12 protein-coding genes are annotated in these 15,699 nt (G+C 38.3%); 9 read left to right on the top strand and 3 right to left on the bottom strand.

The features are described from left to right. Positions 1-169: 169 nt before the first annotated feature. Positions 170-1,669 carry a caspase family protein gene (locus IPH52_23715; GenBank protein MBK7058003.1) on the bottom strand — a complete coding sequence of 500 codons (1,500 nt, stop codon included), beginning with the start codon at positions 1,667-1,669 and terminating at the stop codon, positions 170-172. A 1,402-nt stretch (positions 1,670-3,071) separates the two neighbouring features. Beyond that, positions 3,072-4,100: an MBL fold metallo-hydrolase gene (locus IPH52_23710; GenBank protein ID MBK7058002.1), complete on the bottom strand. Its 1,029-nt coding sequence runs from the start codon at positions 4,098-4,100 to the stop codon at positions 3,072-3,074. 305 nt (positions 4,101-4,405) lie between these two features. Between IPH52_23710 and IPH52_23705 the strand changes: the two genes are divergently transcribed. From IPH52_23705 to IPH52_23665, 9 genes are read left to right on the top strand one after another with little or no spacing between them, the layout of a single operon-like run. Continuing rightward, positions 4,406-5,500 carry a hypothetical protein gene (locus tag IPH52_23705; protein MBK7058001.1) on the top strand — a complete coding sequence of 365 codons (1,095 nt, stop codon included), beginning with the start codon at positions 4,406-4,408 and terminating at the stop codon, positions 5,498-5,500. Positions 5,501-5,503: 3 nt separating this feature from the next. Beyond that, a complete protein-coding gene (gene rsmH / locus IPH52_23700) occupies positions 5,504-6,415 on the top strand; it encodes a 16S rRNA (cytosine(1402)-N(4))-methyltransferase RsmH (protein MBK7058000.1) in 912 nt (303 codons plus the stop codon). Then, on the top strand, positions 6,412-6,753 hold the full coding sequence (locus IPH52_23695) for a hypothetical protein (GenBank protein ID MBK7057999.1): 342 nt from the start codon (positions 6,412-6,414) through the stop codon (positions 6,751-6,753). The genes rsmH and IPH52_23695 overlap by 4 nt, the downstream gene beginning before the upstream one ends. Before the next feature lie 41 nt (positions 6,754-6,794). Then, the gene (locus tag IPH52_23690) at positions 6,795-8,309 is read left to right on the top strand and encodes a UDP-N-acetylmuramoyl-L-alanyl-D-glutamate--2,6-diaminopimelate ligase (protein ID MBK7057998.1); all 1,515 of its coding nucleotides are present in this window, start codon (positions 6,795-6,797) and stop codon (positions 8,307-8,309) included. A gap of 6 nt (positions 8,310-8,315) precedes the next feature. Then, positions 8,316-9,425 carry a phospho-N-acetylmuramoyl-pentapeptide-transferase gene (locus IPH52_23685; GenBank protein MBK7057997.1) on the top strand — a complete coding sequence of 370 codons (1,110 nt, stop codon included), beginning with the start codon at positions 8,316-8,318 and terminating at the stop codon, positions 9,423-9,425. 5 nt (positions 9,426-9,430) lie between these two features. Next, positions 9,431-10,582 carry an FtsW/RodA/SpoVE family cell cycle protein gene (locus IPH52_23680; GenBank protein MBK7057996.1) on the top strand — a complete coding sequence of 384 codons (1,152 nt, stop codon included), beginning with the start codon at positions 9,431-9,433 and terminating at the stop codon, positions 10,580-10,582. Continuing rightward, positions 10,582-11,661: a UDP-N-acetylglucosamine--N-acetylmuramyl-(pentapeptide) pyrophosphoryl-undecaprenol N-acetylglucosamine transferase gene (locus IPH52_23675; GenBank protein ID MBK7057995.1), complete on the top strand. Its 1,080-nt coding sequence runs from the start codon at positions 10,582-10,584 to the stop codon at positions 11,659-11,661. The genes IPH52_23680 and IPH52_23675 overlap by 1 nt, the downstream gene beginning before the upstream one ends. A gap of 3 nt (positions 11,662-11,664) precedes the next feature. Next, complete coding sequence (gene murC, locus IPH52_23670; protein MBK7057994.1) at positions 11,665-13,041, top strand: UDP-N-acetylmuramate--L-alanine ligase; 1,377 nt, start codon at positions 11,665-11,667, stop codon at positions 13,039-13,041. 5 nt (positions 13,042-13,046) lie between these two features. Beyond that, positions 13,047-13,646 (top strand): PaaI family thioesterase, encoded by a 600-nt coding sequence (locus IPH52_23665; GenBank protein MBK7057993.1) that lies wholly within the window; start codon positions 13,047-13,049, stop codon positions 13,644-13,646. 199 nt (positions 13,647-13,845) lie between these two features. Here the strand turns inward: IPH52_23665 and IPH52_23660 are convergent, their stop codons facing one another. Then, complete coding sequence (locus IPH52_23660) at positions 13,846-15,594, bottom strand: acyl-CoA dehydrogenase family protein (GenBank protein MBK7057992.1); 1,749 nt, start codon at positions 15,592-15,594, stop codon at positions 13,846-13,848. Positions 15,595-15,699 lie beyond the last annotated feature (105 nt).

Below are 15,699 nucleotides of genomic sequence, written 5' to 3'. Positions count from 1 at the left end.
GTGTTAAGGTGTAATTCCCAAATTTCCCGCCCATCTCTGTCGTTTACCTTCAGTCGGGCTTTGCCGGGAATCTCTGCTTCGGGACTACCGACAGAAAATTTCGGGGCTGACGATTTTTACATCGAACTCACGTTAATTACATCCTCATCCCTGTGTGCAATCAGTCTTCCTACTTCACTTTCAAGAGCGGGAAGTCATTTACTCGTTCGTGCATTCCTGTTCGACCGAGGGACATGGAGGGTGGAGATTGTCTGACGCCTGTTAGATACTTTTCGGTTTGATCTTCAAATTTTTGTTCGATGTAGGAGCGGATTTCGGATAGATAGATGAAGCCGTCGGCGTTGATGTAATCGGCGTTTGGGATTTTTTTATCTGTGTTCTTGCCGAGAGCGTTTAACAAGACGTATGTGTAAAGTCCATGACCTGCTTCCGAGTGTTCGCGGGAGAGTTCGTTTCCGGCGGAGCTTGCGAAGATAAAACGTCCTGTTCCATTTGCCATTCTGTCCATGGCTTTGCGAGAAGCTTTTGTTTCGTCTTCGCCTTTTGCTAACATGGCTGTTTGGATGGAACCAGAATGACAGGCATCTAATATTAGGATTACCTTATGCGATTTGATTTTGGTAAATGTTTCGTTCAAGTATTCAGCGTCGATTCCTTGTTCCCGCGCAACGTATTCGGCTTGGGAATCAGAAGACCAGTTAAAGTCAAAGGGGACGAAATAAAAAAGACTTTTTACTTCTCTCGAAGAGGCATTGTTTCCATGTCCGCTGAGATAAATCAAGACAACATCTTCCGGCTTCGCATTACGCGCAATATCCGCAAGTGCGTCTTCGATTCCTTTTTTAGTAGCGTCTTTGTCGAGGAGCTTTTTAACGTGAATGGCAGAGTATAATTCCTTTCCGTTTTTAGAAAGCACTTCCGCCATAGCCTCTGCATCTTTGACGCTGAATTTCAATTTGTTCTTTTGGTATTCATTGACACCAACAGACAAGACATAGAGATTCGGCTTGGGCAAAACAAGATTAGCCGGAGTCCTGCGCTCTAAATCAAAAGCAGGATAGCTCTGAGGGATTCCAAATTCATTATAAGCTTTAATCTCCACACGATTCGTGCCATAATTCAAAGGAACCGGAAATTTCAATTGAAAGGATTTACCGTCTAACGTTTCCTCTTCCTTGATTTCCATATCTTTCTCAGTTGACTCTTCGGATAATTTAGTATTCACGACCTGCACACCATTGACAAACACTACAACCGAGCCAAGCCTACTACCCTTTTCCGAAACCTGAATCCGCATTGGATAATTGTCTTTATCCGGTGAAATCGTTTTCTGCGGATCAAACAAAGTCTTAATCACAGGAGTCGTCTCGACACTGCGAATTAGATTCGAACCCTTCTTAGGCTTAAACCGTCCCGCAAGAACCGACTCTTTCAAATCATCCCGCTTATAGTCCTCCCACAAATCCTGCAAATCAATAAATCCAGATTGAATACTCGGCGAAGTATAGGCAATATAATCCATCACCTTCTTATCCGTAAAATCAAAGTATCCATCTGCTGTATAATAAATGCTTTCTCCTTCTTTGAATAGCAGTTGGGTTAATAAGAGTTTGCCGGTGTCCTTGTCCCAATAGCGGAGAGAACCGTCAGAGGAAAAGGAAAGAAGCATGTTGGGATAAGCGGGAGTGGATTGGATGGTGTAGTTTATGATGGATGATTGGTTTCATAAAAGATTCCTTTTAATTATAGTATAGTGCAAGATGATTCTTTACAAATACATCGGCAAGGGCTTGCTCCCATGCCAAAAGGTATTGCGCCCCATTCGGGGCTATAGTTCTAAAGCTCCAACGGAGCGAAATACCTCCTGCATAGTCTGCAAGGACTATGCAGTGTAATTGGATAATGCCGATTATCCGAAAGATTTTTCATATAAAAATTCCATTATAATTCTAATATACTTCAAAATGATTCTTTACAAATACATCGGCAAGGGCTTGCTCCCATGCCGAAAGGTATTGCGCCCCATTCGGGGCTATAGTTCTAAAGCTCCAACGGAGCGAAATACCTCCTGCATAGTCTGCAAGGACTATGCAGTGTAATGGGATAATCCCGATTATCCGAAAGATTTTTTTATATAAAGAATATTTTGGAACTAAAAACGACAGGCTAATCATTTTCTTCTTTTCCAGAAAAAAAAAAAAAAAAAAAAAAAAACAAAAAAAAAAAAAAACAACAAAAAAAACCCCCCAAAATATTTTTAATTCTAAAAAAAAAAACCAAAACAACAAAAAACAAAAAAACAAAAGCCAAAAAAAAAAAAGAAAAAACCCCTTCCCTTCTTTACCTCTCCTTTTTTTCATTTCCGATCATGCCGACAAGACCTTTAGCCATAAGAGAAAGACCCCCTACAAAAACAAAAATAGCACATATAATAAACCATATTGGCATTTGTTCCATTGTTATTATCCTCTTTATTCCAACTTATTTATAAAATCATCTCTTATTATTCTATAGTATTTTTTTAAATGTCGTCAAGCAAATAATAAGAAAATAATTTCAACAAGTCTTCGATAGAAAAAGATTGACCAATTTTTGAGAAAAGATAAAAAATTTGTAAGGGGAAACTATATAGACTTTTATTCAATTGTTGTAACTACTTTAGCGGTTTCTTTTAGCGTAATTTCTCTTACTCTGATAATTATACGGATTGTAAAAAAACAGGTTTTAAAAGAATTAAGAAAAGAGGAATTTTGAGGGATTCATTACTGGCATTCACAGTTTCTATATGGATTGGTTTAATTGTTGCTTTAATTGAAACCTATCAATGGAGACAGGCTTTTTATAAAATACTAATGACTGTCATTGCCGTATCGAGTTTTATTTTAGTTCTAATATACTTCAAAATGATTCTTTACAAATACATCGGCAAGGGCTTGCTCCCATGCCGAGAGTATTGCGCCCCATTCGGGGCTAAGCTCCAACGGAGCGTAATATCTGCCTGCATGAACAGCTGATTCTCGCTTCCTTGGGTCGCTCGAATATCTGCAAGGACTATGCAGTGTATCAAACACTCAATACATATGCACGTCGCCTATTCGTAGTATGCCTCTGAATTCATCGGGGTCAACGACTGGCTCTTCTGTGTAGTGATAGAGAAAGCATTTCTTTTTTACTTCAGGTTCGCACTTGCGGATGTCGTCTATATGAGAATGCACTCCACTTCGAATTCCTGTTTCACAGTCCTGATAAATGACAGTTGCGGATTCATAGAAGGCTCTCATTGTAGGTGGCATCATGAGAAGAGTGTCTGTTGGAAAATAAATTTTTTGTCCGTCCGTGCATTCGAAGATAAGACCGTAAGACGGCATATGAGAAGTACCTCCAATCACATGTGTTGATTCAATTGTATAAAATCTCCAGGTTCTTCTTCCATCTTCCATATCATACTCTATGTCTTTTACCATTGGCACAGGATTATAAAAAGTATCCAGTGCAACTCTCTTCACACCTTGTAGTGTATCGAGTCCTGGTCTTGCTGACTCCCAGAGATTTTCTAATACTTCCCGATGACCCCAGAGATCCGGCTTACAGTCATTAGGCAGAGATTCTTTTCGAAAGAGTCTATCTAGAATATTGTCGAGAGTTTTATCATTTGGATCAGTGCCCGGTTTTCGTAGCCATTCTAATTTTCTAGAATTCCAATACGGATTAAAAATAGTAGAGAGTGCAATTCCTTCTACTCCTCCAATATGATCTGCGTGAGGGTGTGAGCAATAGTAACCGTCAATGTCTCCCATCTTAAGACCAACATTTGCGAGTGAGTGTCTTATATCTCCGCCGAAATCAATTACGAAACGATACACATGGTCTTTGATTTTTCCTTTTGTTTCAAATTCCAAAAGAAAATTACTTTGAAACCTCGGAGCATACACTCTTTCTTTGTGCTCACTCACCATCTTTTCGATTTCACCAATCGCAATGGCTTTGTCTTCTTTCGTCTGGGATTTTTCGATTAATTCTTTTATGTATTTTGTATCAATGCTTTCTTTAAATGTTCCAGTTGCAAATGCTGAATGAGTTCCAAGTGCTGTTACTTTCATAATTACCTCTCTTTATTCCATACGACAAACAATTGTAGATTCTAATAATTTATTTTTATTTTACAACAGAAATTTATATAAACAACTTACCACTTCCTTATAGATGCGTATATACCAACAACGGTTCAGCTACGCTTATAGCTTCGGTCTAGAACGGGTAGTAACCGCAATTTAGTCCGCACAAGCACCGGCTATATAAGCGTAGCTAGACCGTAGATGAGTAAACGTCATCTTAAGGAATTTGTATAGAAAGTAGAAAGGTAAAAAATGCTAGACTTCCTAGGCTTTTTTAGAATTGTTTCGGAATGATTCTTTTTCGCCATATTTCTTCTCTTTTAATCCTTATTTTTAGCATACAATGCAGCATTCTTTCAGGAAAACAGAAGAAACAGGGCGAAACAAACTTACATTTGGTTCTAAACTCCACTGGATTTGCCACTGAATTTTGTTTGTTTGAAGTAGACAAATCGGCAAGCACGAATTTCAAGTGCATTGCTGAAAAACCAAAAGAATATTCTAGATGTGTCGAATACTTTACGGATAATGTAAATTATGCGACAACTAGCAGCAAAGAGACTCTTGACCAAATCTACAAAGGTCTTGCCGATATGGAATTAGCAAGACCTGCTCTTCGAAAAAAAATCCAGAGCGTAGGTTATATTGCAACCGGAAGTTTTAACGCGGGGAAGGACACGGAGGCAAAGCAAACTTTAAAAGATGTAGAAAGTTATTTTATCTCTGAAAAATTAAAAGTCCAAACCAAATTAATGAACGCGGAAGAAGAAGCAAAGCTCACTCTAAAATCCATTCAAAGCACAAAAGAAATTCAAAAAGAAAACAAAGAAATCGCACTCCTGCAAATTGGCTCGGACTCCGTAGAAGTCACAACCGAAAGAGAAGCGAAAGTATTAACTTCAAAAATTGGAATTCAATCTATGTTAGAAGAGCTTTCAAATATCAAGCCAGGAATCAATGCCTGTAGACAACCAATCTCTTCTTTTTTTAAAAGCGAAGCAAGCTCTTACGAAAAATGCAAAGCGTTTATCTTAGAAAATCTAAACAAATCAAATCGACTCTCTCCTATCACAAAATTAAAGTTAGGCGACGACTACAAAGTTTTTACAACGGGCTCGACTTGGAATTATTTTTATCCAAACAAAGAAGACGTCACAATGGATGAATTAAACCAAACAGGAAAAGAATTTTGCTCTCTTACGATTGACCAAATTCTAAAAAAAGGCATCAAGAAAAAAAATGCGTATAATCTTTGTTATTCTCTCGCATTCAAAGCGGCAATCGCAGAATCTCTTGAAATTAAAAAAATAAAAATTCTCCAAAAAGAAATTTATTTAAAAACTCTCGCCACTAGCTGGACTCTATTTCCAGAATTCTGCCAATAAGAAATGGAAGAATTTAAACCCACACATATTCCCGTCTTACCAAAAGAAATTTTAGAATTCTTTGGTCAGATTGAAAACCAAGAAAATCCAATTTTTCTAGATGGAACCGCAGGCGAAGGCGGACACAGTGAGCTAGTTCTAAAAGAATTTCAGAAAGCAAAATTAGTATTAAACGACCGCGACTCGATCATGCTTGCCCGTGCGACAGAAAGACTCAGTGCGTATCAAGGGAGATTCTATCCACTCGAAGGAAATTTTTCAGAAGTAGATGCGACTGACCTCGAAGAAAGAATAGGCAAAGGCAAAGTAGATGGGATTTTGCTGGATTTAGGAATTTCTACTTTTCATCTGACTTCTTCTGAGCGTGGATTCAGCTTTAAAAATGAAGAATATCTGGATATGAGGCTAGATGAGACTGGAAAACTGACAGCATATGACGTTTTAAACAAATATAAGGCTGAAAAATTATCGCAAATCTTCCGAGAATATGGAGAAGAGAACTGGACAAAGAAGATTGTAGAAAAAATTCTACTTGTGCGAAAGAAAAATCCGATTCGAACCACTCTAGATTTAGCGAAGTTGGTAGAATCAGTCATTCCTCGCAAGTTCTGGCCTGATAAGACTCATCCTTCGTTTCGGGTGTTTCAAGCAGTTCGAATTGAAGTGAATAATGAGTTAGGTCATATAAAAGATGGGATTGAAAATCTCACAAATCTTTTAGAGAAAGGTGGAATTTTGTGCGTGATTTCTTTTCATTCTTTAGAAGATAGGATAGTAAAACAAGTTTTTCGGGAAAAAAGTAAAGACGAAATGTTTAGCATACTTACAAAAAAGCCAATCACTCCAAGTGAAGAGGAAATGAAAACAAACCCGTCCTCGCGCTCAGCTAAACTGCGGGTATTGAAGGCATTATGATTGTTGCACATTTAGATAAAAAAGAAATTAAAAATACAATTGGCTCCATTTTACTTGCACTAGTAAAGATTACAATTCCTGCGAGTGTTCTTTTTTTACTTGTATGGCAAAGCATTGACCATGCACATTTAAATCGTCAAATCAAAAAGCTCTCTCAAAAGAAAGAGGAATTATACAAAAAGAATTACGAACTCAAAGTAGGAATTGCAACTTCTACCTCAGCAGAAAGAATGGAATCAATATACAGAAAAAATAACCAAGCAGCCGGCTATGCCAACAAAAAGATAATCACCCTTATCCTTCCGGCTGAGAATAAAAGCTTCGAAATTTATAAATGACTTAGTAGCTCTTTAAGAATCAAATCCTCAAAAAAATCAATATGTTAATCTCAGAACTAACCCAGAAAATAAAACTCATATCATTACTCAGTGGCAATCCAGAGGCAAATATTGCTTACATCCAATCCGATAGCCGCAAGCTTGAAGAGGATGATATTTTTTGTCTCTATGAAAACTTTGGAGAAAAATCGAGCGAGTATCTACAAGACGCCCTGAAGAAAAAAGTAAAAACTATTCTGATACGTAAAAATAGTCAGTATTTAACAGAAGCAAAAAGTTTTTCCAATATAATCATAAGCCAACAAGACCCAATGCAAGTCCACGGTTACCTTGCTTCTCTTTTAAAAGATGAGCCTTCCAAAAAATGTAAGATCATTGCAATCACGGGGACAAATGGAAAAACCTCCATGACTTATATCCTAAACGATATATTCTCCCGCGAAAATAAAAATTGCGGAATCATTGGAACGATTGAAACTAGATACGCAAACAGAGTAATTCAAACCGGCTACACAACTCCTGACGCAAGCACTCTAAACGAAGTCCTAGCCGACATGGTCAAAGAAGAAATCGAATATGTATTCATGGAAGCAAGCTCTCATGGATTAAAGCTAGGTCGATTAAACGGCTTACAGATATTTGGCGCACTATTTACAAATCTTACACAGGATCATTTAGACTTTCATAAGACAATGGCAGATTATCTAAAGAGTAAATTCATACTTTTTAAACTACTTGCCAGGTCTGTGCATAAGAACACGTTTGCTGCAATTTCTACTGAATCAGCAGGCTCCGATAAGATGCTTGCTTTAATAAAAAAAGCAAAACTTAAAATCAATTTGCTTCAATTCGGAAAAGGAAAAGACTTCGAAGGCAAAATCAAAAGTCTATCTCTACGGGGAATTGAATTTGATTTCAAGGAAAAAGGAAGCGGGCAAATTGATTTCACAACTAACCTACTCGGAAATTTCAATTTTTTAAACGTATCTCTTGCAATCGTTGCAGCCCGTGCCATGGGATTAGAATTAGAATCGATTCGTAACACAGTAGGAAATCTAATTCCTGTCAATGGAAGATTTCAAATCGTATACAATAGCAAGAAGACAAGGGTGGCTATTGTGGATTATGCGCATACACCAGACGCGCTTTTAAACGTATTAAAAAGCATTCAAGAAATTCCACACAGCAAAGTAATTTGCGTTTTCGGTTGTGGTGGAGACAGAGACAAAACCAAACGGCCTATCATGGGTAAAATTGCTTCAAGCCTTGCCGACATGGTTATCATTACATCGGACAACCCCAGATCAGAAGACCCGGAAGAAATTCTAGACGATATACAAGCAGGCTTCCCGAAAAAATTCACTTCTTTTCTGCGAATTGCAAATAGAAGACAGGCTATCCTTCGCGGCATAGAGATATTACCCGATGAAGGACTTTTACTTGTTGCAGGAAAAGGACATGAGACAGTGCAAATCATTGGAAACAAAAGAGAAGACTTCAGCGACGCGAGGGAATTAATGGAAGCCTTTCAACACGACGAAAAAAGCAGGAGATAAGTATTTATGTTTCAATATATCTATGATTTATTTGGCTCAGACGTTGGCTTTTTTAGAATCTTTAACTATGTAACCTTTCGAGCTCTCATGGCGGGGCTAACATCCATGTTCCTCTCTTTCTTTTTGGGCAAGCGAATCATTGCGTATTTATATGGACTAAAATTCAGTGAAACAGTTAGAACCGACGGACCTGTAACACATGCCGTAAAAGCGGGAACTCCTACCATGGGTGGACTCATGATTATCTCCACGCTTGTATTATCCGTAGCTCTCTGGGGAAATTTAAAAAATCTAAATTTAATTTTACTGACTACGTTTAGTTTTTTATTCTCTATGCTTGGATTTAGAGACGACTATGAAAAGGCAATTTTAAAAATCAAAGGTGGAATGAGAAGTAGAGTTAAATTTGGATTATCCATTCTAATTGCATTTGCCTTTTGCTCCATTTTCTTTTTTTTAACAGGAGCTTCGCACACAGAGGGAAAAGGAGTCGCGTTTACTTTAACTGATTTATTTCTTCCTTTTATCAAAGGTCCTGTGATTAACTTAGGACTTCTTGCAATTCCCTTTTCGATAATAGTAATTATTGGAAGTTCTCATGGGGTCAATCTCACTGACGGATTAGATGGATTAGCCACAGGAACAGCCATGATTGCAACGATTACACTTGCCATTATCGCCTACGCCTCAGGAACTCCAATAGCTGCCAATTATCTAAACATTCCCTATTTACAGGGTGCTCATGAATATTCTGTATTCTTATCCGCACTCGCCGGTGCCCTACTCGGTTTTTTATGGTTTAACACACATCCCGCAGAAGTATTCATGGGAGATACGGGCTCTTTGTTTTTAGGGGCAACTCTCGGAATGGTAGCTGTAATGCTTAAAAAAGAATTTCTGCTCTTTATTCTAGGCGGAGTATTTGTAATGGAAGCAGTCAGTGTGATGTTACAAGTAGGATCTTTTAAACTCACCGGAAAGAGAATTTTCAAAATGGCACCGATTCATCATCATTTTGAATTAATGGGAATCAAAGAAACCAAGATTGTAATTCGATTTTGGATAATAGGTGTAATCCTCGCCCTATTCGCACTTTCAACGCTTCGGATTCAATAAACAAAATGATAAAGCTACTAAAGGAATGGTTTAAGAAATTTATCGTGATTGGAAAAAATCCAATCGACCTACCTTTAGTCTATGTAATCTTAATTTTACTTTTAGTTGGAATCTCTGCTCTTTTTTCAGGCTCAGCGGTTACCGCTCATAAGCTGACAGAAGATCCTTACTTTTTTTTAAAAAAACAGGCAGTCTGGCTTGGAGTCTCTTTTACATTCTTTCTTATATTTGCAAATGTTCCTTACCGAATCTTTCAACACTATGCAGTCTATTTAATCGTGTTATCCATTATCCTCTTGATTTTAGTTTTCATACCGGGACTTAGTAAAACTGTAAAGACTCAGTCGGGTAGAAATTTTCATAGATGGATTGGATTTGGTCCACTGCAAATACAACCGAGTGAGTTTTGTAAAATTGCAGTTTTAATTTATCTCTCTGCATTTTTTGTAAAACTAAATCATATTCACGAAAAGACAGCTAAAACCTATTTGATTCCGGGTGCGGCGCTTGGAATCATTCTCGTATTGATAATGCTCGAGCCTGCTCTTGGAACTACTCTTCAAATTACTTCGATGATCTTAGCGCTTATTTTTCTAAATGGATTTCCTGTAAAAAAATTAGTCCTTGGATTTTTATCTGCGACCCCTCTCATCTTGTTTTTAATCTATCGGGTGGGCTATTGGAGAAAAAGAATTGAGGTCTGGTTAAATCCATACAGTGACAAAGACGGAGACGGTTTTCAATTGTATTCTTCTTTTCGTGCCTTTATGGAAAGTGGATGGTTTGGAAATCAAATTTCTACCAGCCACTCACACAGGTCGCTTCCTTACAACCATACAGATTTTATTTTAGCAACCTTTGTCCAAGACTATGGCTTTATTGGATTTCTAGTATTGCTATCTCTGTTTACTTTTTTAATAGTGAGAGGATTTTCTCTGGTAAGACGAGTAAACGAGCCATTTGGCTTCTTATTAGGATCGGGAATAGTTCTTATGATAAGTATACAAATTATCATAAATCTATTTGTAGTAACAGGGCTATTCCCAATTACTGGAATTAGTCTCCCTTTTATGAGCTATGGCGGCTCTTCTTTACTAACTGTCATGATCTCACTTGGGATTCTAATAAATATTACGAAGAAGGAACATATTACGTGATTCGTTCTATTATCATAGCAGCCGGCGGAACCGGCGGACATATTTCACCAGGCATTGCACTCGCTGAGAGTCTAGTGGATTTAAAATCGGAAATAGGATTTGAAAATCTATTTATTCACTCTCTCGTGCGTAACAAAGATAATCCAGATCTTAGAGATTCGCCTTGTCCTGTCATCTGGCACAATACGCCTCAGATCAGTAAAAATATTCTTACAGTTCCGACTCTATTTGCGTATAACTTTTTAAAAACTGTTTACCAATTCAGAAAATTGAAAGTAGATTGCGTGATTGCAATGGGAGGCTATTCAAGTTTACCCGCTCTTCTCTACGCAACTATCTTTCGAAAGAAAATTTTTCTATGTGAGCAAAATAGAGTCGTTGGAAAAGTAACTCGTATCTTCAAAAGATTTGCAGATAAGATTGCATTTAGCTTTCCGCCTGTCAATATCGAAGAGTTTAATCCCGATTCTTTTAAAATACCGGGTAATCCTCTTCGTAAAAAGATTATTCCTGATTCGAAAATGAGTGCAGGAAAAATGCAAGTAGTCAACAAAAAAGAAAAGCTAAATGTTCTAGTCATGGGCGGTTCACAGGGTGCGAGACAAATCAACAATATGGTCATTAGCTCCATGAACAATCCTGAGATCGCAAAAAATTTTAGCTTTCGACTTTTAACCGGCACTTCTCTCTATGATGAAGCCAAAGCAAAGTCAGCCAAGTCAGCGGATATTATCTCTTATTCGGAGAATATGAAAACGCATTATGAATGGGCAAATTTAGTCATTGCAAGATCTGGTGCGGGAGTGATTTCTGAGTGCGCGCTATATGCACTTCCGCAAATTCTAATTCCATATCCGTATGCCGCTGATAATCACCAGGTGGCTAATGCAAAGTATTTTGAAGACAACGCCAGTGCCTGGGTTCTCAATCAAAGAGACGAAAGTAATTCCAAGCTAATGGAAATACTTCTAAGCATTGCAAAAAATAGAGAGCAGCTAGTTGCTATAACCGAAAAATCTTTGCAGTGTGCCAGAGTCAATGCGGCTAACAACACAGTTAGATATTTTTTTAAAGAGTAAGCCTTGAAAGACAAGAAACCTTTTTTTATTGGAATAGGAGGATCTGGAATGTCCTCCCTCGCTCATATACTACTCGATCTAAAAATTGAAGTCAAAGGATATGATAAGGCTAATACAGATACTCTGCGTAAATTAGAAATGCGTGGAGCAAAGATTACGCACGAACCCGAATCAGTAAGTCTAGATTCTATTGATTATGTAGTCTTTTCGAGTGCAGTAAAAGAAACACATCCTATTTTCCAAAAAGCACTTGATGAGCACAAAACACTCGTTCACCGCTCCGAGTTACTCCATGAATTATTCTCTAGAAAATTTTCTATTGCAGTGGCAGGCTCTCACGGAAAGACAACCACTACAGCAATGACAGGTCAAATTCTATTAGAGGGAACACAAAGACCTGCTATCATGCTTGGCGGTGAAGTTGGATTTCTAAATGATAGAGGTGGTAAATGGGATAACGGCAAATGGGGAGTATACGAATCCGACGAATCGGATGGAACTTTTTTAAATCACAAAGCAGATATAAAAATTGTCACAAATATCGACAACGACCATTTGGATCATTATAAGACAGTAGAGAATCTACACGAAGCATTTGCAAAATTTATACACAATAAAAAAAGCTCTACAGCCATTGTATATATTGGAGATTCAGGCGTGGAAGCTGCCATTGACTTATTAGAAGATCAAAAGAATATAATTGGCTATGTTGAATCGTCACGCGCAACATCTCTTGCAGAAAAATTTCCAGAGATCAAAATAGAGCCCTTCGAAATCTTCGACAATGAATTAAGTTTTTATCGAAACGGAACTTTAAGAAGAATTAAGCTTCCTTTTGCAGGAGATCACTATCTAAAGAATGCGTTTGCTTCCTTACTTGCAACAGAAATTGTAGGCTTAGAGATTGATCGCATTCTAGAAACTCTTTCGCAGTATAATGGTGTTAAGCGCAGGCTAGAGCATTTAGGAACTTTAAATAATATTCATGTTTACGATGATTATGGTCATCATCCAACGGAGATTCTCGCGGTCATTCAATCCATTAAAAGAATGCGACCTGTTGGTGCAAAATGTTGTATTATCTTTCAACCACATCGTTATACAAGAACAAGAGATCACTATCTAGACTTTGCAAAAGCGTTAGACGATAGCGATATCCTTTTCTTACTCCCAATCTATTCGGCGGGAGAAACGCCAATCGAAGGGATTGCAACGGAGTTAATCTACGATAACCTCACCGTCAAAGATCGAACGATCTTACTTACAGGAGATATCGAAAGAGATATTCCGATCATTAGAAAATACATTCTTACAGGCGATTATCTTGTTAGCCTCGGTGCGGGCAATGTGCGCGATTGGGCAGAAAAATTTCTGAAGTAACTCCAATGAACGAAGAAGAAAGCATTCATCACAAACCAAGTTCAGTCGGACAGGACTGGCATCATCTCAATTGCTTTGGTTGCGGACCAGAGAACTCACACGGACTGCACGCAGAATTTCCATTCCATCACGAAACAGGCGAAGTAAGATTTAAATTTACATTTGAAAAGTTTTATGAAGGTGCGCCGGGTTATGTGCACGGAGGAATTCTTGCAGCGCTCTTAGATGAAGCGCAGGGTGTTACTTGTTTTCACGCAGGACATTTTGTAATGACAGACCAGCTCTTTGTGAAATACGATAAAGCCTGTCCACTCGGCGAAGAAGTAGAATGCAGAGCATGGATTACAATTGCAAAGAATAAAAGACTCTACACAAAGGCTACTATTACTTCGCCTCTCACGGGTGACGTCTTCGCTACATCCAAAGCGAGATGGTATAACATGAAAGAAAAAATCTTCATGAGGATGTTCCACCGTTCTCCCCTTAAGATGGAACGCCTAAAAAATATTCTTGAATTAAATAAAAAGCGCGGCAAGGAACTCAGAAAGAAACTAAGGAAAGACTTGCCGCAGAGACGCCGAAAAGCAGAGGCTAAAGAGAGTTAGGCGGAGAATCGTTTACAGTCATTTCGAACATCCTTTGGCGGTTGGATTTGAAGTTAAACAATTCGGTGGATGTGAGAAATCCATTTTACTTAAAAAGATAGTGTTAAGCAAAATAGACCTCTCACGGTAACGCTGTTCGAGGTGACAGGGGTAACACTCTATTCACCCCTTTGCGGCTTTGCGTGAAAAGAAACCTTCTTTACAACGTCTCCACATTCGCGAATTCTTTCATTCGAGAAATATTTGCAAGTGCAATTGATTTACTGTCAATGTTAAATTCATCTGCGTGTTTTAAACGTTTGGCTTTGTCTTCTTCTTCTAGCATAGAGGCAGTCTTTTCTAAATGGATTCCGGCTAACACTCGAGTAGCCACTTCCACAAGTTCGACTGAAAAACTATCGCGGACTTCGGATGCCTTGATGTCTTTGTATGCACTGATTGCTTCTTCTAAGGATGCAAACAAAGACTTAATACGTGCAGACGGTGAAAATAAAGAAAGCTCATTTAATAAATACTTTCTAAAATGTCCAGTTGCGCTCATACCTGAAACAATTCCACCAATTGCTGCCATTACTTGAATCTGCGTTGTTCCATCATAAATGGAAGTTATTCTTGCATCTCTATAAATTCTAGCAATATCATAGTCTTCCGTAAATCCAGATCCGCCATGAATTTGTAATGCGTCATACGCAATACGGTTACACATTTCAGAGCAATAATATTTAGAGACAGGAGTAAGCAAATCCGCGAGCTTCATCCAGTGACGAACTTCTTCATTATTGGAAATTTCTTTGTCCGTTTTTCCTTCTTCTCGCAAATGTTCCATTTTCCAATAATACATATCTACAGTTCGTCCTCCTTCTAGAGTCAAACAACGCATAGCCATGATTTCGCGCTCCATGCGTCGAAGCATTTTTTTAATAGCAGGAATTTCTTCTATTGGTTTTCCGAACTGTATTCGAGTAGAGGCAAAAATCTTTGCTTCTTCGAATGCGGCAGTCGCCATACCTACTCCCTGTGCAGCAATTCCCATTCGCGCTCCATTAAGCATACCCATTGTATACCGCACAAGACCATATCCTTCCTCGCCTATAAGAAGTCCGGGAGTATTCTCAAAAACTATTTCGCAGGTAGGCGAAGCATGAAGCCCCATTTTCTTTTCGATGCCTGCAATTTGAATGTCTTTACTTTGAACAAGGAAAAAGGAAAGTCCTCGTGCACCGGCTCCGCCACTACGAGCAAGTGTTAGAATAATGGAAGGAGTCTCTCCAAGTCCACAGGCTTGTGTAATAAATCGTTTAGTTCCGTTTAATACCCATTTGCCGTCACTAGTCTTCGTTGCCTTTGTTGTAATATTCGGGAGATCAGATCCGTGGTTAGGCTCTGTTAGCCCCATAGCCGCACAGAAATCACCACTTGCCATTCGAGGAATCCATTCGTTTTGCATTTCTTTCGATGCAATCCTTTCCAAAATCTCGCCTAGATTTACACATCCAAATGCAATAGCAAAACTAGTATCGACTCGATATACAATCTCGCCCATCAAGGCTCTCAGGGTAAAAGGCAAACCGAGACCACCGAACTTGCGCTGGAATCCGTAAGCTTGAATTCCGGCTTCTTTGGCTTTGTTCACGGAATCAATCATTTCTTTTGGATGAGTGACTACTCCATTCTTATACTCCACCCCTTTTAAATCCATCGCCTTTACATGTTGCGAAACGAAATTGCCAGCAACGTCACCTGCCGCATCTAAAATCGTTCGATAGTATTCGACTGCTTCTTCCAAATTATTTGGTGCTGTCGCATAAAGTTCATTACCCGTTTCAGAATATTTTCTCGCATCGAAAAAATTATTTTCATACGCAGGAACAAGTTCTTTCCATGGAATGAATTTCTCGAAATGAAGCAGCATATCAAAATTGGCGCTAAAGTAGTTTGACTTAATCATAATATTTCCTTTGAATCAAATTTTCAAAAAGTTCACATAGTTGTAAATACTTTTAATTCAAAGATTTATTTTTTATATCCAACTATACCTGTTGGTATATAATTT

The sequence above is a fragment of the Leptospiraceae bacterium genome, assembly GCA_016708435.1.
Lineage (GTDB): Bacteria > Spirochaetota > Leptospiria > Leptospirales > Leptospiraceae > UBA2033.
Note: the sequence above shows the minus strand (reverse complement) of the source record. Positions and strands in the feature narration are given on the sequence as shown.